This is a genomic window from Aeromonas sp. 1HA1, from assembly GCF_029237385.1.
Lineage (GTDB): Bacteria > Pseudomonadota > Gammaproteobacteria > Enterobacterales > Aeromonadaceae > Aeromonas > Aeromonas popoffii.
Genome location: NZ_JAACGC010000028.1, coordinates 17,957 through 37,765 on the forward strand (window position 1 = coordinate 17,957; position 19,809 = coordinate 37,765).

The 19,809-nt window shown below is 57.1% G+C and carries 19 protein-coding genes and 2 pseudogenes; 19 read left to right on the plus strand and 2 right to left on the minus strand.

Annotated elements, in window-relative coordinates; all coding sequences use genetic code 11:
- Window positions 1–2 precede the first annotated feature (2 nt).
- From GWQ22_RS10750 to GWQ22_RS10780, 7 genes are all read left to right on the plus strand, one after another.
- A complete protein-coding gene (locus GWQ22_RS10750; protein ID WP_212513508.1) occupies window positions 3–836 on the plus strand; it encodes an enoyl-CoA hydratase-related protein in 834 nt (277 codons plus the stop codon).
- Window positions 833–2,797 (plus strand): biotin carboxylase N-terminal domain-containing protein, encoded by a 1,965-nt coding sequence (locus tag GWQ22_RS10755; protein ID WP_275930293.1) that lies wholly within the window; start codon window positions 833–835, stop codon window positions 2,795–2,797. The genes GWQ22_RS10750 and GWQ22_RS10755 overlap by 4 nt, the downstream gene beginning before the upstream one ends.
- Window positions 2,798–2,811: 14 nt before the next feature.
- On the plus strand, window positions 2,812–3,756 hold the full coding sequence (locus GWQ22_RS10760; protein ID WP_212513514.1) for a hydroxymethylglutaryl-CoA lyase: 945 nt from the start codon (window positions 2,812–2,814) through the stop codon (window positions 3,754–3,756).
- A 74-nt stretch (window positions 3,757–3,830) separates the two neighbouring features.
- A complete protein-coding gene (locus tag GWQ22_RS10765; RefSeq protein WP_275930317.1) occupies window positions 3,831–4,241 on the plus strand; it encodes a MerR family DNA-binding transcriptional regulator in 411 nt (136 codons plus the stop codon).
- Window positions 4,242–4,277: 36 nt separating this feature from the next.
- Window positions 4,278–4,505: a hypothetical protein gene (locus GWQ22_RS10770; RefSeq protein WP_275930294.1), complete on the plus strand. Its 228-nt coding sequence runs from the start codon at window positions 4,278–4,280 to the stop codon at window positions 4,503–4,505.
- 142 nt (window positions 4,506–4,647) lie between these two features.
- Window positions 4,648–7,539 carry a DUF748 domain-containing protein gene (locus GWQ22_RS10775; RefSeq protein ID WP_275930295.1) on the plus strand — a complete coding sequence of 964 codons (2,892 nt, stop codon included), beginning with the start codon at window positions 4,648–4,650 and terminating at the stop codon, window positions 7,537–7,539.
- Between the two features lie 584 nt (window positions 7,540–8,123).
- On the plus strand, window positions 8,124–8,720 hold the full coding sequence (locus GWQ22_RS10780; protein WP_042037427.1) for a GPR1/FUN34/YaaH family transporter: 597 nt from the start codon (window positions 8,124–8,126) through the stop codon (window positions 8,718–8,720).
- A gap of 149 nt (window positions 8,721–8,869) precedes the next feature.
- Here the strand turns inward: GWQ22_RS10780 and GWQ22_RS10785 are convergent, their stop codons facing one another.
- Window positions 8,870–9,856 (minus strand): tyrosine-type recombinase/integrase, encoded by a 987-nt coding sequence (locus GWQ22_RS10785; protein ID WP_275930296.1) that lies wholly within the window; start codon window positions 9,854–9,856, stop codon window positions 8,870–8,872.
- Window positions 9,857–9,922: 66 nt separating this feature from the next.
- Complete coding sequence (locus GWQ22_RS10790; RefSeq protein ID WP_275930297.1) at window positions 9,923–10,222, minus strand: helix-turn-helix transcriptional regulator; 300 nt, start codon at window positions 10,220–10,222, stop codon at window positions 9,923–9,925.
- A 112-nt stretch (window positions 10,223–10,334) separates the two neighbouring features.
- On the opposite strand from GWQ22_RS10790, the gene GWQ22_RS10795 reads away from it, so the two are divergent.
- The 12 genes and pseudogenes from GWQ22_RS10795 to GWQ22_RS10850 all read left to right on the plus strand — a co-directional run bounded on the left by GWQ22_RS10795 (window position 10,335) and on the right by GWQ22_RS10850 (window position 19,543).
- A complete protein-coding gene (locus GWQ22_RS10795) occupies window positions 10,335–10,664 on the plus strand; it encodes a Cox family DNA-binding protein (RefSeq protein WP_241325099.1) in 330 nt (109 codons plus the stop codon).
- Complete coding sequence (locus tag GWQ22_RS10800; protein WP_275930298.1) at window positions 10,661–10,900, plus strand: hypothetical protein; 240 nt, start codon at window positions 10,661–10,663, stop codon at window positions 10,898–10,900. Before GWQ22_RS10795 ends, GWQ22_RS10800 begins: the two co-directional genes overlap by 4 nt.
- The gene (locus GWQ22_RS10805; protein ID WP_275930299.1) at window positions 10,900–11,100 is read left to right on the plus strand and encodes a hypothetical protein; all 201 of its coding nucleotides are present in this window, start codon (window positions 10,900–10,902) and stop codon (window positions 11,098–11,100) included. The genes GWQ22_RS10800 and GWQ22_RS10805 overlap by 1 nt, the downstream gene beginning before the upstream one ends.
- Window positions 11,091–11,255, plus strand: a pseudogene (locus tag GWQ22_RS10810) (ogr/Delta-like zinc finger family protein); the annotation flags it as partial. The gene GWQ22_RS10805 and the pseudogene GWQ22_RS10810, both read left to right, overlap by 10 nt.
- Before the next feature lie 75 nt (window positions 11,256–11,330).
- A pseudogene (locus tag GWQ22_RS10815) lies at window positions 11,331–11,543 on the plus strand (ogr/Delta-like zinc finger family protein); the annotation flags it as partial.
- Between the two features lie 104 nt (window positions 11,544–11,647).
- Complete coding sequence (locus GWQ22_RS10820; protein WP_275930301.1) at window positions 11,648–12,283, plus strand: GPO family capsid scaffolding protein; 636 nt, start codon at window positions 11,648–11,650, stop codon at window positions 12,281–12,283.
- A 13-nt stretch (window positions 12,284–12,296) separates the two neighbouring features.
- On the plus strand, window positions 12,297–13,262 hold the full coding sequence (locus GWQ22_RS10825) for a P2 family phage major capsid protein (RefSeq protein ID WP_275930302.1): 966 nt from the start codon (window positions 12,297–12,299) through the stop codon (window positions 13,260–13,262).
- Between the two features lie 4 nt (window positions 13,263–13,266).
- The gene (locus GWQ22_RS10830; RefSeq protein ID WP_275930303.1) at window positions 13,267–13,992 is read left to right on the plus strand and encodes a hypothetical protein; all 726 of its coding nucleotides are present in this window, start codon (window positions 13,267–13,269) and stop codon (window positions 13,990–13,992) included.
- Window positions 13,993–14,224: 232 nt separating this feature from the next.
- Window positions 14,225–14,506, plus strand: a complete 282-nt coding sequence (locus tag GWQ22_RS10835) for a hypothetical protein (protein WP_275930304.1) — start codon at window positions 14,225–14,227, stop codon at window positions 14,504–14,506.
- Window positions 14,503–16,605, plus strand: coding sequence for a replication endonuclease (locus tag GWQ22_RS10840; protein WP_275930305.1), 2,103 nt, complete (start codon window positions 14,503–14,505; stop codon window positions 16,603–16,605). The genes GWQ22_RS10835 and GWQ22_RS10840 overlap by 4 nt, the downstream gene beginning before the upstream one ends.
- A 102-nt stretch (window positions 16,606–16,707) precedes the next feature.
- On the plus strand, window positions 16,708–17,772 hold the full coding sequence (locus tag GWQ22_RS10845) for a DUF4297 domain-containing protein (RefSeq protein ID WP_275930306.1): 1,065 nt from the start codon (window positions 16,708–16,710) through the stop codon (window positions 17,770–17,772).
- 64 nt (window positions 17,773–17,836) lie between these two features.
- Window positions 17,837–19,543, plus strand: coding sequence for a hypothetical protein (locus tag GWQ22_RS10850; protein ID WP_275930307.1), 1,707 nt, complete (start codon window positions 17,837–17,839; stop codon window positions 19,541–19,543).
- Window positions 19,544–19,809 lie beyond the last annotated feature (266 nt).

The following is a 19,809-nucleotide window of genomic DNA, read 5'->3' on the forward strand; positions in this document are numbered from 1 at the left end:
ACATGTCCGATCCACTTTTCAGCGGCGCTCAGCAAGGATTTCGCCTGGAGCGTCACGGTCCGCTGGCCGAGCTGGTGCTCTCGCGCCCCGCCTGCCACAACGCCTTCGATGCCGAGCTCATGCTGGGGCTGCTCGATTGCCTCGACGATCTGGCCCATCGCCACGGCCACGCCGAGCGGCCCCATGCTCTCTTGCTGCGGGCAGAGGGCAAGCACTTTTGCGCTGGCGCCGATCTCAACTGGATGCGTAACCTGGCCCACGCCGATTTCGAGCACAACCGCGAAGACGCCCGGGTGCTGGCGCGGCTGATGCACACCCTGGACGAGCTGCCCTTCCCCACAGTGGCGCTGGTGCAGGGCGCGGCCTATGGCGGCGCACTGGGCCTTGTCTGCGCCTGCGATCTGGTACTGGCAAGCGAGGATGCCCGCTTCTGCCTCTCCGAGGTGAGTCTGGGACTGGTGCCTGCGGTGATCAGCCCCTATGTGGTGCGTGCCATGGGCATGCGCCAGGCGCGCCGCTACATGCTGAGCGCCGAACCCTTCGATGCCATCACCGCCTGTCGACTCAATGTGGCGCACCAGCTGGCCAAGCCGGATCAGTTGCTGGCGCAAGGGCGCGCGCTGGCCCTGCGGCTGTGTCACAACGGCCCGGAGGCGATGAAAGAGACCAAGCGGCTGCTGACCGCCATCGAGAGCCATGGCACCCGCCTGCATGAAGAGAAAACCGTCGAGACTATCGCCCGGGTACGGGTCGGGCTCGAAGCCCAGGAGGGCATGCAGGCCTTCTTCGACAAGCGCCCTCCCGCCTGGCGCCCCCGTTTCAAGGATGAAGCATGACCCACGATCACCCCATCCAGCGCCTGCTGATTGCCAATAGAGGCGAAATTGCCGTGCGCATCATCAAGACAGCCCGGCGCCTTGGCATCCACACCATCGCCCTCTACTCGGACGCTGACGCCTGCGCCATGCATGTGCGGGAAGCCGACGAAGCCTGGCATCTGGGGGCAGCTCCCGCACGGGAGAGCTACCTCGATGCCGCCAAAGTGCTGCGCATCGCCCAGCAGGCCAAGGCCGATGCCATCCACCCGGGCTACGGTTTTCTGTCAGAGAACAGCGACTTTGCCACCGCCTGTGAACAACGTGGCCTGCGCTTTATCGGCCCCAGCGGCAGCGCCATCCTCGCCATGGGCGACAAATCGGGTGCCAAGGCGCTGATGCTGGCAGCCGGCGTACCTGTGCTGCCCGGCTATCACGGCGTGGATCAACGCCCCGAGTGGCTGCGCGAGCAGGCCTTGCTGACTGGCTTCCCGCTGCTTATCAAGGCCGCCAGCGGTGGCGGTGGCAAGGGGATGCGCCGGGTCGATCAGATCGACGAATTCGACGAGGCGCTGGCGGCGGTAAAGCGCGAGGCGCTGGCCGCCTTCGGGGATGATCATGTGCTGCTTGAACGCTATCTGGCCCGCGCCCGCCACGTGGAGGTGCAGGTGTTTGCCGATAGCCTGGGCAACGCCATCTACCTGGGGGACAGGGACTGCTCCTTGCAGCGCCGCCACCAGAAGGTAATTGAAGAGGCCCCCGCGCCGAACATAGCGCCTGGCCTGCGCAGCGCCATGGGCGAGGCGGCCGTCGCCGCCGCCAGGGCCATCGACTATCGAGGTGCCGGCACCATCGAGTTTCTGCTGTGCGGGGATGAGTTCTTCTTCATGGAGATGAACACCCGCTTGCAGGTGGAACATCCGGTCACCGAGTGCGTCACCGGTCAGGATCTGGTGGCCTGGCAGCTGACGGTGGCCGAAGGCAAGCCGCTGCCGCTCACCCAGGATAAGGTGGTGCTGCGCGGCCATGCGGTGGAGGCTCGCCTCTACGCCGAGGATGTAGAGGCCGGTTTCCTACCCGCCAGCGGCCCCATCGCCTGGCTCAGTTGGCCCAAGGGTGTGCGCATCGATACCGGGGTCGCCGCCGGGGATGAGGTGAGCCCCTATTACGACCCCATGATTGCCAAGCTCATCGCCCACGGCCAGAGCCGAACCGAAGCGTTTGCCAAGCTGGCTGATGCGCTGGCGGCGCTGGCGCTCGGCCCCCTGGTGCACAACGGACCGCTGCTGCTGCGCCTGTGTCAGGAACCGGACGTACTGGCCATGCGCCATCATACCCAGTGGCCCATTCCTACCGAGTCGCAAGCCATCCCGGAACTGGCCTGGCCGCTGGCCACCCTCTGGCTCGCCAGCCGCAGTGCCGATGCCACTCCCTGGCAGCAGGCCCGCGGCTTTCGCTTGGGGGCCAGCAGAAACTGGACGGCGGCGGTGCGCATCGGCGACGAGGCCCGGGTGCTGACCCTGTCCGGGCGCGCCGGCACGCTGTCGTGGCAGGGGAGCTCACTCCTCTGTGAACTGGGCACCGATCATCTCCGCCTGCAACACGCTGGGCGCTGGCAGCGCTACCCCGTCCAGGCACTGACCGCCACCGAATTCGTGTTACAGCTCGATGACCAGCGCATCCGCTTCTGCGCCGATGATCAACACCATCAGCCTCATCATGATCAGCACACCAGCGCCGCACAGGGTGCAACGGCCCCCATGCACGGCATAGTCGTGGCGCTGCTGGTCGAGGCCAGCCAGCGCGTCAGCAAGGGCCAACCCCTGCTGGTGCTGGAGGCGATGAAGATGGAACATGTCTTGAAAGCCGACCGGGATGGGGTGATCGAGACCCTGCAATGCACGCAAGGGGAGCAGGTAAGTCAGGGGGCCATACTGGTGCGCTTTGCCGATGCCGTGGATCAACAAGAGAGCGGGTCATGAAGAGAGAATCCGGAATGCAGGATGACAAGGTGAGCCTGGTGGAGATGGGCCCGCGCGACGGCCTGCAAAACGAGGCCAGTTCCCTGCCGCTCGTCCAGCGGCTGGAGCTGATCGCGCGCCTGGCCGAGAGCGGCCTGCAGCGCATCGAGGTGGGGGCCTTCGTCTCACCCAAAAAAGTGCCGCAGATGGCGGACTCCGCCGCACTTTTCAAGGCCCTGCCGCGCAAGGGAGCGACCCGTTACGGCGCCCTGGTGCCCAACCTGCAGGGCTTGCAGGCGGCCATTGCCGCCCGGGTCGACGAGATTGGCCTCTTCACCGCCTGCTCCGATGGCTTTACCCGCGCCAATATCGGCATCGGCGTGGAGGAGTCTCTGGTGCGCTTCGCCCCCCTGGTGCAGGAGGCGCGCCACCTCGGCATCAGGGTACGGGGTTATCTTTCCACCGTCATCGCTTGCCCGTTCGACGGCCCGACCCGTCCGAAACGGGTCGCGGCCATGGCCGAGCGGCTGCTGGATCTTGGCTGTCACGAGATCTCTTTGGGCGACACCATAGGGGTCGGCACCCCGGGCACGGTCGCGCCCATGCTGGATGCGGTGCTGCACGAGATCCCGGCGGGCCGGCTCGCGGTGCACTTTCACGACACCTATGGCCAGGGGCTGGCCAATCTGCTGCCAGCGCTGGAGCGCGGCATCCGCACCATCGACTGCTCGGTGGCCGGGCTGGGCGGTTGCCCCTATGCGCCGGGGGCCTCCGGCAACGTCGCCTCGGAGGAGGTGGTCTACCTGTTGCACGGGCTTGGCATGAGCACAGGGGTGAGTCTCGATAAATTGGCCGCCACCGGTCAGTGGGTGAGCGAGCAACTCGGTCGTCCCAACGGCTCCCGGGTCGGCCAGGCCCTGCACGCCCATGCCATGCGGCTTCGCGCCGCACTGTCAACAGGAGCAGATCATGATCTCTGACCCCCCGTCAAGCGGGCCCGGCCTCTCGGGGTCCAAGCGACGACAGACCCGAGTTGCTACAGGAGCGCACCATGATGACTGATCCCCTGCCCGGCAAGGAGATCACCTTCAGCATCTCCGAGCTGGCCCACGAATTTGATATCACGCCGCGCACCATCCGCTACTACGAGGATGAAGGCTTGATCACCCCGACCCGGGAGGGCCAGACCCGCATTTACAGCCACAAGGACAAGATCCGGCTGAAGTTGACCCTGCGCGGCAAACGACTCGGCTTCAGCCTGGCGGAGATCCGCGAGCTGTTCGACATGTATGACACGGACAGATCGAGCAAAACCCAGCTTCACTCCATGATCCAGCTCATCGACGCCAAGCGCCAATCCCTGCACCAGCAACTGGAAGACATCCAGATGGTGATGGCGGAGCTGGAGGCGGCCGAGCAACGCTGCGCAAATTCCCTTAACAGCTTGAAAACCAGCGCAGATTAACCGAATCTGGGATCATCTCACCGCCCTGGTGCCCCCATGAAACACTGTGCTACTGGTTGTTATTGCTCTGCCCCACGGCATGGCCCCCCCTGTTCCAGGTCGGGGGCTACCCTTATCCCCTTCGTGCTCAAGGAGGGTGAAAACAGCTGTCGCGGGCTGACGCAGGATCTCATCGCCGAACTCAACGAGTATCCGCAGCAAGTCGCCCGCCTGCTGCGATCGGACAAATGGGATCAGCCGTGCGAGCTTCACTCCAACAGCTAGCCAGCTGGAAGCCTGGCTGGCCCAGTTGCAGAGCAGCGAAAGAGTGACACGCCGTTGGACAAAGTACGGCGCAAGGCATCAATCGGAGCCACGATCGTCTCCTGATATTTTGGTACCCTATACGCATCAATTGGAGAGCCTCATGCCCAAGCCCCTGCGTGCCCGCCTGTTGCGCTATGTCCTTTACCTTAGCGCCGTCTTGCTCATCTCCCTGCTCATCCTGTTATGGCAAGCCCCCACCCTCACCCAGCGCCACCTGCCGGGCTGGCTGGCCAAGCATTACGGCCTGAACCTGACCCTGGGGGAGATAAGCGTCGGCCTGCGTCACCCCTCCCTCGCCATCGGTCCCTCGGCATTGCTCGATGAAAAACAGCAACCCATCATCGCCTTCGAGCAGTTGCAGATTATCCCCGCACTGGGCGAAAGCTGGCGGCAGAAAGCCATCATACTGAGTGACGCAACCCTCACCCGGCCGACGGTGCAGCTTGTTCGTCTCCCGGACAACAAGGGGACCATCCGCTTCAACCTGACCGACGCCCTGACCCGTTTGCTCACCCCAGCACAGACGCCCGAGCCGGCTGGCGGCGAACCTCCCCTGATACAGATAACCAGGCTGGCCGCTACCGCGGGGCATATCCGCTATCAGGACAGTCGCAAGAGCAGCAGCCCGGGCTGGGTACCGCCGCTCACCCTGAGCGGGCTCGAACTGCAGCTGCCGGATTTCACCACGGCGCCCGCCCACACCAACCCGTTTCAGTTGAGCGCCAGCCTCAACCAACACAGCCCGCTCAAGGCCAGCGGTCAGTTCGATATCATGACGGGGGCAGGCAAGGGCAGGCTTAGCCTGGGCAAGCTGGCGCTCTCACCCTTCGCACCGCTCTGGGCCCCCTATCTTAAGGTCGATCTGGTGAAGGGCGAGGCCAGTGCCGAGCTGGATTACCAGCTCACACCGGGCAAGCAAGGGCTGGATTGGCAACTCACCAAGGGCAAGCTGACCCTGAACGACTGGCAGCTCAAGCAGAGCCAGGGCGCCGAGTTTGCCCGCTTCAAGCAGCTGGTGCTGGCAGGCATTGCCATGGATGGCGGCAAGCAATCGATCCAGATCGACCAAATAGCGCTCAAGGCCCCAGCCATCACGGCCGCCCTGGATGCCAGCCAACAACTGGATCTGGCCGCCCTGCTGATCCCGCAGTCCGCCGCCCAGCCGGCGGGCAAACAAGCGGATAGCGGCAAGCCGTGGCGCTGGTCGCTCAAAGAGACCCGCATCAGCCAGGGCGAGCTCAAGCTGACCGAGTCGAGCAGCGGCAAGCCGCAATTGCGGGAACTCTCCGGGCTGAACCTCACCCTCGGCCCCCTGAGCAGCCAGGCTGGCCAGCGCAGCCCGCTCACCCTCAATGCCACCCTCAACGCCCAGAGTACGCTGGCGTTTGACGGTGCCCTCACCCTCACCCCCTTCGCCCTCAACGGGGAGATCAGGCAGCAGGGACTGCCCCTCAAGTGGGCCCAACCCTACCTGCAGGATCTGCTGCGCATCAGCGTGCGCGATGGCCTGCTCGCCAGCCGCACCAAGCTGGCCATCACCACCGATGACAAGGGGACACTGAGCCAGCTCGACGTCACGGGTGGGCTCGACATCGAGCGTCTCACTGTGCTGGATCGGGCCGACAATCAACGCCTGCTGCAGATAGAGCACCTGCAATTGAGCGGACTGCACTATGACGGCATCAGCCAGCAGGTGAGAATTGGCGACATCTTGCTGCGAAAGCCCTTTGCCCGCATCGAGATCAACGAGGACAGGGTGACCAACGTCCAGCAACTGCTGCTGCCGCAAGCCGCCGGGACCAAGCCGGCCAGTGGGCCCGTTCCCCGCATCACCATAGATCAGATCCGTACCGAGCAGGGCAACCTGCGCTTTGCGGATCGCAGCCTGAGCCCGGAGTTCGTGGTGGACATCGCCTCCCTCACGGGTCAGAGCCGCCATATCAGCAACATTCCCGGCCAGCGTTCGGATCTCGCCTTCAACGGCAAGGTTGACCGCTATGCCCCCGTGACCATTCGCGGCGGCACCAACCTGCTGATCGAACAACCTGTGCTGGACGTGGCCGTCACCTTTAACAACCTGGAGCTCACCACCTTCACCCCCTACTCAAGCACCTATGCGGGATACGCCATCGACAAGGGGCAGCTCTCCATGAAGCTGAACTACAAGCTGCGGGGCAACCGGCTGGAGGGGAACAACGACATCACGATCAAAAAACTGCAACTGGGGGAGAAGATCAAGAGTGAACAGGCCAAAGATCTGCCGCTGGGGCTGGCCATCGCCCTGCTCAGCGACGCCAATGGCGTCATCCAGATGAACCTCAAGGTGAAGGGCAATCTGGATCAGCCGGATTTCAGCCTGGGCAACATCTTCTGGGATGTGCTGAGCAACACGCTCAGCAAGGCCATCACCTCCCCCTTCTCCCTGCTGGCCTCCCTGGCCGGAGGCACCGAGGATCTGGACGAACTGCTCTTCCTGCCCGGTGAGCCGGATCTCACACCCACCCAGCAGACCAAGCTCGCCAAGCTGGCACAGGCCCTCAAGGAGAGACCCAAGCTCAGCATGAACATTCGCGGCAAGGTCAATTTCAACGAGGAGCGCCCCATCTTGCAGCGCCAGAAGCTGGAACGTGCGCTGGCCAAGATCACGGGCGCCCCGGTCGACCTCTCCCTGCTGGAGCAGGATCCCGTCCTGCAAGCGGCACTGGCCGAGGCCTATGAGGCGCGCTTCAATGAGGATCTTGGGGCGCTGGCCGATCGGCTGAAACTGGATAAATCGAGCCCGGCCCTGCGCACCCAGGCGGAGATCCTGCTGCGGGATCAACAGCTGATCACCACCAAGTCCCTGCGCAACCTCGCCATGCGCCGCGCCCAGAACACCAAGGAGTATCTGGTGGATACCCAGGGAATCGCGCCGGAGCGGCTGTTTGTGCTCGACAGCCAGGTGCGGGAAACGGACAAGGAAGCCAAGGTCGTCCTGACCCTGGATGATTGAGCAAGGGGGGGCCAAAAGCCCCCCCCCTTTGCTCACCCTGCCGGTTGTCTTTTCACATCGCCATATTGCGGCGCTATTATTGCGCTGCTATGCGCCAGGCAGATGGCGCTGGTGCGACTACCCGTGCCCCCATTTCCTGATGCTCCCGTTGTCAGCCATGCTATCCCTGCTATCCCTGCTATCCCTGCTTAGCCCCTGCCCAACCGGCAGACCCCCAACATAAGCTGAGGTCTGTCTCAACTTGATATAGCAGTGACACATTCTTGTCTGATGGCATATGAGGCTGTTTTTTAGCCGGATACCACTCGGGCAATAAAAAAGAGGGACAAGGCGCGGCAGTCAAACATGCCCACGCCCCATGTTGCTTACTTTCAGAAGTGGCGTTTTTCATACAAAAAACAAACCTTTTCAGCGCTATTCATTCACCTGTTATCTACCTGAATGGCACGAATGGTTCATGGGGTAAAATTTCGTGTGGTTTTTTACCATTTCTGCGGTTCCCCCTCTTGCTCGGGGCCAAGAGCCTGCCTAAAATCGCGCGTCTTTTATCAACCCCCCACCTCTATTTTTTTGGAGAACGCCACGTGAGCGAAAAATTGGCCAACCCTGCCCCTCTGGGTCTGATGGGTTTCGGTATGACCACCATTCTGCTGAACATCCATAACGCAGGTTTCTTCCCCATCAGCGCCATGATCCTGGCCATGGGCCTGTGCTATGGCGGTCTGGCCCAGATCATTGCCGGTATTATGGAGTTCAAGCGTGGCAACACCTTCGGTGTCACCGCTTTCATCTCCTACGGCACCTTCTGGTGGAGCCTGGTGTTCCTGCTGGTGATGCCGACCATGGGTCTGGCCGAAGCCACTCCCGCTGCCTACATGGGCTGGTATCTGCTGATGTGGGGCATGTTCACCCTGTTCATGCTGGTTGGCACCGTCAACTACCCGCGCGTGAAGCAGTTCGTGTTTGCCTCCCTGACAGTGCTGTTCTTCCTGCTGGCCGCCCGTGACTTCACCGGCAGCACCCTGATCGGCACCATCGCCGGTTTCGAAGGCATCATCTGCGGCGCCAGCGCCATCTACCTGGCCATGGCCACCGTGATCAACGAGCAATTTGGCCGCACAGTGCTGCCGATTGGCGATCACAAGAAAGCCGCAGCCGTACAGCTGAAAGCCGCTGCCTGATAGGCAAGCGATTCAGATTGTGAAAAAGGCACCTTCGGGTGCCTTTTTGCTATTGATACAGTCTGAATTACCTTCTATTTCTCAGTCAATTACAGCACTACCACCCCTTAATACCCCTCCAAATGGGCCAAAGTGTGGACGCTATGTGGTCACGCCATTTCAAGCTTTCCCCTTAGCGGATTGAGCATCACCGCATCTTGTAGGTAGTCTGGCGCAAAATGGGCATAGACCATTGTCTGCTGAATATTGGCGTGCCCCAGAATACGCTGGAGCGTAATGATGTTCCCACCATTTATCATGAAGTGCGTGGCGTAGGTGTGCCGCAATATGTGCAGAGCCTGCCCCTTTGGTAGCAACGGCTTAGCCTCCTTGAGCGCCGCTCTGATTTCCATATAGTCCGCCCTTGGAAAAACCAGCCCTTTGCCTGAGCTGGTAATCAACTGCTCTAGCTCAATTGAGATCGGCACCACCCTCTGGCGACCATTTTTGGTCTCAACGAATATCGCTCGTTGATTAACCACATGTTCCGCACGCAACTGGGCCGCTTCACTCCACCTTGCCCCTGTACTCAAACAGAACAGCACGATTTTATGGCTATCCCCTTCCAGCCTCTCTAACAGCCCCCTGATTTCGGAAGCGGTCAAATAACTCATGGCCGTCACGGAAACTTTCAGCTTTCGCAACGTCCCTAGAGGGTTGTCGCCAAAAAAGAGCCCCGAGTCTATCAATGCGGAAAACATGCCGCTTAGACAGGCTAACTCACGATTGATCGTGCTGGCCTTGTTACCTTTCATGAGCCGCTGTGAGCGATATGCAGCAATGCGAGCCGGTTCAAGTTGAAAGGCGCAAACATCGCCCAAACCATCGCTCACCCGTTCCATTTTCGCCCTCTCTTCCGCACCCCATTTCTCATGCTGTCCATGGTAGGCCCACCACAACTGGATCAGCTCTGAAATCCGTCTCACATCCTTTGGCTTTTTCAGCCAAGCCTTATCATGTTGATTGGCCTGCACATAGCGTTCGAATGCTGTTGCTTCATGCTTCTTGTCAAACTTCCGCCGGATGCGCTTTCCGTTGCGCCCCTGCGGCCTCATGTCCACTTCATAACGACCATCATCGAGCTTCTTAATCGACATAGTGAAGCCCTCCGATGTAACCCAAACATGATGTTTCTATTTCGCTGAGAAATGCCTCATGCAGGGTTAGCCAATTTTCTGGTCGGAACGGGATGAATCCCCGCTTTCCTGCCCAAAGTGTGCGAGAACCGGTGCAATCTGACCGGCTTCTGGTGCGATCTTATCGGTGAAAAACCAGAGCGCGTATTTCTCCAATTTTGGTTGTTTGAAAATCTTCATGACTATCTCAGTTGAAGGGACATTTCTTCCGCTTTCGTAGTACACGTAAGTTCCATATGGGACGCATACAAGCTCGGCAAATTCCTTCTTTGTCATCCGCTCGGACTCCCTGACTAAAGCCAGTTTCTCGCTGATGGGGGTTGACATAAAAGATAACTCCTCTATTTTATAGAACATACTCTACATCGTAGATGATATTAACACTGAGCCATTATGGCCCACTATGACCCATTGGTGTGTCAACTAGGGAGAATATCAGATGACAGCAGCAAGCCAAACCCAACCGCCGACCGAGACAGACCCGCGCGTGTCGCTGGTGCTCGAACCCATGATAAATGCCTCCGATGCCGTTCCCGTTGAGGTGTTCGCCAAGATGATAGGCAAGACCAAGGGCGCGGTGCGGGGAATGATTGAAAAGGGCAAGGTGCCCGTGGTGCCGATGCGCAACCCGCTTAACCCGAGCGCCCCCGCCGAATACTGGATTTACCTTCCGGCGTGGAACGAGGGAATGAAACTGGCTTTCGAGAGCCGCCCCCGTGAAATCCGTGACGGCTGGCTGTCCTGGCTGGGGCTGGGGTGTCCGGTATGAGCCAGACATGGGATGAACAAACGGCCCTGAACATGGCGGGGGCGCAGTTGCTGCGCGAAACCGTCGAGCAGGTCAACAGCCGCCAACAACAGGCCAGCCATGACCTGCGGGCGCAACGCCTGTCACGCAGGCTCGCCCTCTTGCAAACCCTTGGCAACGGGCAAAGAAAAACCCCGTTTAACGGTGCGCTAACACCAAACGGGGTTTCCAAATCAGCTTTCGAGGGCTTGATTTGATGAGCATCTTATCTATCCCCTGCGCCTTGCGCAACCTGCGGCTGCAACGCCGCAAGCTGGCGGGGTCTGCCTGCCAGCGCTTCATACACCTGCCTGACTACCGCGTAGCCATTGAGCAACCTGACGCCTTGGCGTGGGCGGCCTTGTGGCAGCGCCTGCCCCAACCCGTCAACCCACTGCGGGGGAACCTATGCGCGTGATGTGCACCGAGTGCGGCGAACTGGGCCGCATTACCAAGACCTATCGACACACCCGAGGCGTGGCCACGCTCTATTGCCAATGCATTGACCCCGAGTGCGGTCATTCGTGGGTGTCGTCCCTGTCATACAGCCACACCCTGCACCCGTCAGCCAGGAAAATTCCCGAGACGTCACCCGTTACCAAGCCGTAACCCGATGATGCCTCACGCCATTTGTGCCGGAGGGAAACTATGCGTGTGCTTTGCACCGAGTGCGGCAAGCCAGGCCGCATTACCAAGACCAACCGCATGACAGCGGGGGTCGCCAACCTCTATTGCCGCTGTTCGGATATTGCGTGCCGTCACTCCTGGGTGTCCACCGTGTCCTACAGCCACACCCTGAGCCCGTCCGCCAAGCGGGCCAATGAGCTAACCCTGGCACTGGTGCGGGCCATGTCACCCGAGGCCCACGCCACCTTGTGTCAAAGCGTGAACGAACACCAGCAGCAGCTGGATATACAAGCCGCGCAAGAGCGCGAGAAACCCACGGTAACACTGCGGAGGGCAGGATGAGCAGTCAGGTAAAAACAGGCTGGATTTGTATCGCCAGCACGGGGCGAACACTGGATGGCCGCACCATCACGCCCGAGTGTCTGCGCCAGTTGGCCGAGACGTACGACCCGAACTTTTACGTGGCCAACCTCTGGCCAGATGGGGTACGGGGTCGCCCGTTGGGGCACGTCCACGCCCTGAAACTGCAAGAGCAAGGCGACCAGCTCAAGCTGCTGGCCGAGCTGTGCCCCACTCTGGAACTGATAGAGCTCAACACCAGCGGCACCCATGCCTTTTGCGCCATTGAGGCCAGTGAGAATTTCGCGGGCACTGGCAAGTGGTATCTGTCCGGCGTGACCGTCACTGACCAGCCGACCCTGACGGGGCTCACCCAGTTGCAATTTAGCGCCAAGCCGCCCAGCAGGCGTCCCCTGCTGGTGCCTGTCTCTGCGCCCGTTGTGCCTGCAAAACCCACTTTCCGGACATCAAAACCCGAGCAGATGTTTAGCCAGATAGAGGCCCTGTCAGCGGAGGTGACGGCCCTTTGCAGCAAGCTCGACAGCCTCACCCCGTATCGACCCAACCAGCCGAGCGCCCCCGCTGCTGACCGCAGTGACGACCCCACCCACGCCAACCATTACCGCATTTACTAAGGAGCCCCACCCGATGAGCTTATCTGACCTGCTGCGCGATGTGCGCCTGAGCTTTATCCCTGCGCCTCAACCCAGCTTTGGCAACCTTGACAACGCCGCCAGTATGGCCCTGACAGCGGCCATGCTACAGGCTGCCCCGTTTCTGTGGATGGTCTCTATCCAGGGCGTGGATGACCCCCACGCACAGCGCTTTGACCCGCTCAAGCCAGCCCTGCGCAGTGGCCGCAAGGCACAAGGGCGCTTTCTGGTGCGGGCCGAGCCAAGCAAGCGTGAACACGAATACGAAGAGCTGGACAGCAGCGCCATCTGGACGTGGCAACAGCTGGCCCAGATGCTGGCAGGGCTCGACCAGCGCCAAGCCAACAACCTGCTCGAAGAGCTGGCGCTGGTTGCCTTTGCGGATGACCTGATTCGGGTCGGCTTTCATGGCCAGACCGCCGCCGTCAACACCGACCCCGAGGCCAACCCGAACGGGGAAGACGTCATGATGGGCTGGCCTGCGCTGGCCAAGGCCGCCGACCCCGAAGGATTGCGAGTGCTGCGCAATGCCGTGACGTTCGACCCCAGCGGCAAGGGCGATTTCACCGACCTGGACGCGATGGTCTATGCCCTGATTGAGAAGCTGCCGCCAGCCTACCGCCAAGACTCGCGCTTGGTGGTGATGGTCGGCGGCGACCTGCTACGCGCCCACCAGAAAGCCTACCTCAAGGCCGGACAGGTACGGGACAAAACCCAGCGCATGAAGATTGCCGACTTGGGCTTTGTCTCGCACCAGCACATGCCGAGCACCTATCTGGCCATCACCCTGGTCGAGAACCTGCAAGTGCTCACCGTCAACCATACCCACCGCCTCAACGCGGGGGACATTGACGACCTCGCCAGCTGGGGCATTCGCTACAACCGCGCCCAGTCCTACGCCCTGGGCGAGCCCACCGCTTACGCCGCCTTTGATGCCATCACCCTTGCCACCGAGGAGTAACCCCATGCAACAACAGACCTTGCAAGCTGTCCCCATGACCCGACTGCCCAACGCTCCCACTGCCACCCGTGCCAGCCGACTGGATGAGCACGTGGCCCTCTTCCAAAGCGAGTATCAAAAGCTGATGGAGCTGGACAGCGAAATTCAGGTACTGCGTGAACAACGCAAAGCCTTACTGGCCCAAATCCCGCCCGCCAAGGAGCGCCGCGAAGAGCTGCGCCAGGGGCGCATTAATCAGTTGATGGGCGGGGTTGTGTCACTGGAAGCGGCGCGGGAATACCGCGAGCTGGGGGAACTGCTGGAAGATGCCAAGGCGGCGACCACTTTGTCGGAGTGTCAGGAAAAGCGCTTGGCCATGCCGCTCTATCAGACCCAGCTGGCGGTCAACAGCGCCCAGAGCATGGTGGCTGGAGGCTATGAAAGCTACCTCGACCACAAGGTGATGCCGTCCATCCTCAACGGGCTCAAGGGGCGACTGGCCGAACTGGCCGCCCTGACCCACGCCAAGGCCACCATCATGGGGCAGGAAGGGGCGCGCAAGTGGGCACAGAACGAGCTGGCCCATGCCCTCAAAGAGGCAATGAGTGGCGAGCAGGTGGCACTGGATGGGGACAAGCCCGCCGCCCGTGAAGTGCTGGCCACCTCGACCCGCCCGCAAGCGGCTGACCTGTTGGCGCTGTGCAATAGCCCAGGCAAACGCCAGTGCTTGCAGCGGGAGCTGGAAGAATAAGCCGACCATGTGAAGGGGGGAGCCGATAACGGCTCCCCCCAGTGCTCACACGCTTATCACAACAGAGCGAGCGGGCGCGGATTAAAAGCCGACCGCGCCGGACAAATGGCCGGACGGGAGAGGCAAACAAGGAAGAGGAGAGCAAGCGAGGCAGAACGCCAGAAAAGACAAAGGGAGCCGTTGCGTGGCTCCCCTTTAGCTAACCCATATCAAGCACGACAAGAGATAGCCAATGAACATTATCAAATTCAATGCCGCCCAGCAAGCGGAGGGACTCGTTTTGTCCGCATTCTGGGGGGAGTCCCTGCGCCAAGACCATCACCGCCTTTATACCCTGCAATCACGCCTTGCCGTGTTGCGTATCCGGCGACGGGTCAGGGGGATACGTGACAGGGCCCAAACGCGGGTGCTGTTGCAGATGTGCCGATTAACCCGCGCCACCTTGCGCCAAGCCCACACCAAGGCCACCGCCCACGCCAGGGCGCTGCGGGCAAGCGTAGAGGGGCTGGTATGAATAACCCCCTGAGCACCTTCACCGACAAAGGCCGCCCCCGCCGCAACCAGTCCGCCGCCGTCTTGCGAGCGCGGGTGACCAAGATGACCCACATCTTGCGCTTACACCGCCTGCCGTTTTACCCGCTCGACGAGGCCAATAAGCCCCTTCGCCAGCGTAACCACAACACCCCCGCCAGTGAGGAGGTGATCCGCTCCTACTTCATCGGTATTCCAGGTGCCTATGACCTAGATTGGGCGCTCGACCTGCTGATGTTCTCCATCAAACGCGGCAAAGGTGGGTCAGTACAACTACCCGACGAGCTTATCGGCGAGCTGTTCGCTGGCTACTGTGTGCGTCGAGTGCCAGCCATCCTAAAAGGGAGCGCTTGCAAGGACGCCAATATCTGGTTGTCCGACCGAGTGAAAGTGTTCCGGCAGGTGCAAGCCGACTTCCCCGAACCGTTGGAGCTCTTGCAACGCAAAGAGCACCGCGAACGGTTGGCCATGAACTACGTGGAGCGGGTCCAGCGCCTGCTGGATGCGGCCACCAATGGCCAAGCCGACACCATGCCCGCCACCTACCTCTGGCGGGTCTGTGGCCAGCCGCTCAAACCTTGGGGCTTCCTGCCCACTCTGCCGCGCTTCAAGAGCACCGAGGCCCGCGATACCTTCATTGCGGCCCACCTTATCCGCTGGCTTGACCCGCAATGGTGGGCGCGCAAATTTCGCAAGCTCTGGGAACAATATCGGGAGCACTGCGCCATCCTGCTTGGCAAGGTGCGGCGCGGTGTGTCGCCCTATGTATCCAGCTACGCCCTGCGGGCCTTCAATGAGCGCCAGCTGGCCGCCGAGCAGTGGCTAAAGAGCATGGAGGCGCACAACGAAGAACACGACATTACTATCTCTCTGGCCGATGCCGTGGCCAGCTCAATGGCCAACCCGTCAAACCGCCGTGATGAACTGGTAGTGAGGGCGCGGGGCTTCTCCGATGCAGCGGACGAAATGGGTTATGTGGGCCTGTTCTTCACCTGGACAGCCCCGAGCCAATATCACCCGTGGAAGACAACCCCCCAGGGACATGGACAACCCGCCCGCACCACGGAAAACCCCAAGTATCAGGGCCACACTCCCCGCGACACCAACACCTATCTAGGCACCCTCTGGAAGCGCTGCCGCGCCGCACTTGCCCGCCGTGGTATCGAGTATTTCGGCTTTCGGGTAGTCGAGCCCCACCACGATGGCACACCCCATTGGCACTTGCTGCTGTTCGTCAATCCGGCACAGCAGCATGAACTGATAAGCACGATGCAACGCTATGCCCTGAGCCATGACCAGGGCGACCTTGAGCGCAAGCGCCATCCGGTGAGCAAGCGACCCTATAGCGACATCACCCCGCGCTTTGACTGGAAGGTCATGGATCCGGCCAAAGGCGGGGCCGTGGGCTACATCGTCAAATACATCGCCAAGAACATAGATGGCCACCAGATAGGGGATGAAGGCGACCTTGAGGCCGAAACCGCCGCCAGTGAAGGGGCAAGACGGGTCAGGGCGTGGGCGTCCCTCTGGGGCCTGCGCCAGTTTCAGCAGCTGGGCGGGCCATCTGTGAGCGTGTGGCGGGAGCTGCGGCGACTACCTGGGCGAGTGCAAGAGAAGGAAGGGCGCACGGTGGCCCCGCTTGAAAGCGAAATCATGGAGGAGTGCCGCCGCTATGCGGACGCGGCGAACTGGAAGGAGTTTACCTATTCGATGGGCGGCCCCGTGTGCCCACGGGATGCTCGGCCCGTGCGGCTGCATCACCTGATAGACCTCGCCAAGAACAAGTACGGGGAAGACGTGATCCGGCTTGTGGGTGTGGCTGCTGGCAGCGCCGTTAAGGCCACCCGCCTTGATGGCTGGGTGCTACGCCGCAAAGCGAGCGACAAGCCCGCAGAGAGCGCCGAGGAGGTGTTGAGCGAGCGAAGCGAAGCAGGGTTTGGCGAGCGTAGCGAGGTGCCCTCAAGCGGCGCCAGCTGCGCTCCTTGGAGCTCTGGCAATAACTGTACTATTAGAAAAACGTCCATCAATGAGGGCTTATTCTCATCTTCAAGTAATCCACTTCTGAGGAAGGGGGAACACTAGTTGTGAACAATCCCGCAGTTTTTGTATCTCCTAGCTTGCCGTTACTCAAAGGGAGCCTTAGCATATGAAGTCAAACTTTACCCATTCGACGACAGGCTATTTATGGGAACAAATATATTAGCAGAACAGCAAAGGGAAAAATCTGGGGCGACCACATTCGCAAAATATGACTACCAATATCATTGGGCCTTATGCAAGCTTATTGATAAGCAGATGGAAAAAAAAGAATTTGCAATATTCATAGAGTTTCATGAGGATGTCTTGGTTTCGAATGGGCTAGATGTAAGTGATGCTACATTTGAGTTTAATCAAATTAAAAACGTACAGAAAAAATACACGCCAGAGAATCTAGTAAAAATTGACAAGGATAGTAATAACTCTGTATTAGGAAAATTGTTACTATCAGTCAAAGACAAGATGTACTCTAAGCAAGTTATCGCCGTCAATTTAGTCTCGTCAGGAGGCTTCTCCCTGCCAATGAAAAAAGATTTGCAGCTTGAGATTATATCTACTGGGGATCTGAGTGATAGTTGTTTGGCAACTCTCAAACAATCTCTTTCTGACGAAATTAAAATCAATGAAATCCCAAGCAATCTTGGGTTCATTGTTCCAAAAATGAAGATAGATAATCATAGAGAGTACGGTATTTCAAAAATAGCTGAGCTTGTTAATTCTATTTATCCAAGCAGCATGTGTAATTCGGTGAGTATATACAGAAGTTTGATTGATGAACTTCACATCAAAGGTTCCATTACTGAGGATTATAGTGACTGGGACATGCTTATTGAGAAAAAAGGCATCACTTCAAAAAAATTAATGGATACTATCTCCGTTTACACCAAGGATGCATCAATTGATGAGATAGTTTTAATCGGGAAAGATATTTTGGCTGAAATGGGATTTTTTACTTTAAAGAAAAATGCCATATCCAGCATAGTTAGGACAATTGCAATGACAAAAGTAAGTGCAAGTGATAGATTAGATATAGAAAAGAGCAAAATAATAAATCTTGCCATTGAAAATGAAAAAAATAAATATATTAACTCCCCGACCATTGATTTTTTTAACGCAATCAAGGGTCTCATGGAAATGGGGAGTGATAGTGCTCTATTTAAAAATGAAGATGAGATATCAGCTTATATAATTTATGAACTAGCTACGCTGTAAGGAGAAATTTTGAAGCAAAAAAACAATTACAGAATGTTAGTGAGAAACTTAAGGAATAAGAAAAATGAAAACCTTGAAATTCAAACGAATGCTTCTAGTGTCAAGTTTTACAAAATGCGCGAATCAGTTCGAGTTCCCGAAGAAACATATATTGATAACGGGAGACGACAATAGTATTGGTAAGTCTACCCTAGTTAAAAATATTTTTTGGGGGTTAGGTTGTGAGCCCGTGCTTGATGACAACTGGATATCGTTAGGTTGCAAGGTTCTTCTTGATTTCTCCATCGAGAATGATGACTATACCGTCGCTAGAGAAGGCAACATCATCTTTTTTGGAAAGAAACACGAGAAGTTAAAAAAATACACAAAAATTTCGGGTGAGTACTCTCAGACGCTTGCTGATTTACTTGGTTTTAAAGTAAAGCTGATAAATCGTAGTGACGATAACCCTGATTTAGAAACACCACCGCCCGCATATTATTTTTTACCATTTTATATAGACCAAAAGAAAAGCTGGTCAGCTGCATGGGATTCATTCAATAATTTATCACAATATGCAAGATGGCAACAAAAAATAATTAAATATCATACAGGGTATCTTTCTCCTGATTACTTCAACCTTGAAGAAGATGCTTTTGAGATAGAAAAAAAGAATAAGAAGATAAGTGATGATATTCAACGAATTGATACTGCGATTGATGTGGTTGACCAATACTCAAAAGGCGTTGGCATTCCAATAACAGAGGAGGATCTAAAATTAGAAATAGATAAAGCAGAAACAGTTTTAATCCCCCTCTTAACTAATCAGAAAGAATCCTTGGAAGCACTTGCCCATCTGAAAACTAGAAAGTTTGATTTGGAGAATCAATTAAATTTTGCACAATCCGTTGCTGTAGAGCTTGATAAGGACTATACATTTACCGTCGAGAATATTCATGGTGACGTACTAGAATGTCCGCTCTGTGGTGTGCAGCATGATAATACTCTTGTAAGCCGAGCATCTATATTACATGATGTTCAAGAGATACATGACCAAGCAACTGAAATCATTAATGACATCAAGTATGTTGATGCAGATATAGCTCGCATCTCTAAAGAGATTGAGTTAACCACCAGCGAAGTAGAGCTATATTTAAACTCAGATACGGAAACCACTGAAGGTTTCAAAAAAGGACTTCTTGATATTATATCAAGTAGCATTGTGAAAATTAATGTCAAAGCTACAAAAACAGCTAAACAGGCAGAGCATGATAAAAATAGTGCACTCCAAAAAAGTATAAACAAAGAGAAAAACAAACTAACGACTAAAGAATACAAAGCTGAATTAGATGCTTTCTTTTGCGGTTCATTGTCAAAGTCAATAAGAGATTTGGACGCTTCAGCTGTTAATTTGAATAAAATAAAGTCCCCTACAGACCATAAGAAAATATTTCAAAGCGGTGGAGCAGCAGAGAGCACTAGAGCCGCCCTTGCTTATCACGTTGCAATTATAAATCAAATTAACAAAGCGAATAATGAAGTTATATCTCCATTTGTAATCGACACACCTAATCAGCAGGAGCAGGCATTAAAGAATTACGATAGAATCGTAACCGTAATAAACACTGATCTTCCTGATGGATTACAAATATTCCTATGTGGAATGCATAATTCATCCCTGGATTCTTTTGAAAAAAATGCACATGTGATTACTCTAAATAAAGGTCGTTTATTATCTCCAGTAGATTTTAAAAAGATCGAATCCGAGTATCTATATCTGACAAAACAATGACATGACGTTGCCCTATTTAAATTAAATAGGGCAACATAACCTTTTTCTTAAAAAGAATAGTCATTACTATTCGGCCTCCCTTCCTATATGTTTCATGAACTACCCATTTTTCAAAACCAGATACTGAAAACCAAGGTTGTTTGATCATGCCAGATAGAGGGATCTCGACCATCAAAAAAAACCTACGGGCTATTAGCAGCCTCCAGAGCCTGGCACAGAGCATTCCCATATCAGCGGAGTCTTTAGCCCCTCAAAAGAAGACACTG

Excerpts from the sequence above, each read along its gene's own strand:
- GWQ22_RS10750 (WP_212513508.1), top strand. The coding sequence starts at position 3 with ATGTCCGATCCACTTTTCAGCGGCGCTCAGCAAGGATTTCGCCTGGAG.
- GWQ22_RS10755 (WP_275930293.1), top strand. The coding sequence starts at position 833 with ATGACCCACGATCACCCCATCCAGCGCCTGCTGATTGCCAATAGAGGC.
- GWQ22_RS10760 (WP_212513514.1), top strand. The coding sequence starts at position 2,812 with ATGCAGGATGACAAGGTGAGCCTGGTGGAGATGGGCCCGCGCGACGGC.
- GWQ22_RS10765 (WP_275930317.1), top strand. The coding sequence starts at position 3,831 with ATGACTGATCCCCTGCCCGGCAAGGAGATCACCTTCAGCATCTCCGAG.
- GWQ22_RS10770 (WP_275930294.1), top strand. The coding sequence starts at position 4,278 with ATGAAACACTGTGCTACTGGTTGTTATTGCTCTGCCCCACGGCATGGC.
- GWQ22_RS10775 (WP_275930295.1), top strand. The coding sequence starts at position 4,648 with ATGCCCAAGCCCCTGCGTGCCCGCCTGTTGCGCTATGTCCTTTACCTT.
- GWQ22_RS10785 (WP_275930296.1), bottom strand. The coding sequence starts at position 9,856 with ATGTCGATTAAGAAGCTCGATGATGGTCGTTATGAAGTGGACATGAGG.
- GWQ22_RS10790 (WP_275930297.1), bottom strand. The coding sequence starts at position 10,222 with ATGTCAACCCCCATCAGCGAGAAACTGGCTTTAGTCAGGGAGTCCGAG.
- GWQ22_RS10795 (WP_241325099.1), top strand. The coding sequence starts at position 10,335 with ATGACAGCAGCAAGCCAAACCCAACCGCCGACCGAGACAGACCCGCGC.
- GWQ22_RS10800 (WP_275930298.1), top strand. The coding sequence starts at position 10,661 with ATGAGCCAGACATGGGATGAACAAACGGCCCTGAACATGGCGGGGGCG.
- GWQ22_RS10805 (WP_275930299.1), top strand. The coding sequence starts at position 10,900 with ATGAGCATCTTATCTATCCCCTGCGCCTTGCGCAACCTGCGGCTGCAA.
- GWQ22_RS10820 (WP_275930301.1), top strand. The coding sequence starts at position 11,648 with ATGAGCAGTCAGGTAAAAACAGGCTGGATTTGTATCGCCAGCACGGGG.
- GWQ22_RS10825 (WP_275930302.1), top strand. The coding sequence starts at position 12,297 with ATGAGCTTATCTGACCTGCTGCGCGATGTGCGCCTGAGCTTTATCCCT.
- GWQ22_RS10830 (WP_275930303.1), top strand. The coding sequence starts at position 13,267 with ATGCAACAACAGACCTTGCAAGCTGTCCCCATGACCCGACTGCCCAAC.
- GWQ22_RS10835 (WP_275930304.1), top strand. The coding sequence starts at position 14,225 with ATGAACATTATCAAATTCAATGCCGCCCAGCAAGCGGAGGGACTCGTT.
- GWQ22_RS10840 (WP_275930305.1), top strand. The coding sequence starts at position 14,503 with ATGAATAACCCCCTGAGCACCTTCACCGACAAAGGCCGCCCCCGCCGC.
- GWQ22_RS10845 (WP_275930306.1), top strand. The coding sequence starts at position 16,708 with ATGGGAACAAATATATTAGCAGAACAGCAAAGGGAAAAATCTGGGGCG.
- GWQ22_RS10850 (WP_275930307.1), top strand. The coding sequence starts at position 17,837 with ATGAAAACCTTGAAATTCAAACGAATGCTTCTAGTGTCAAGTTTTACA.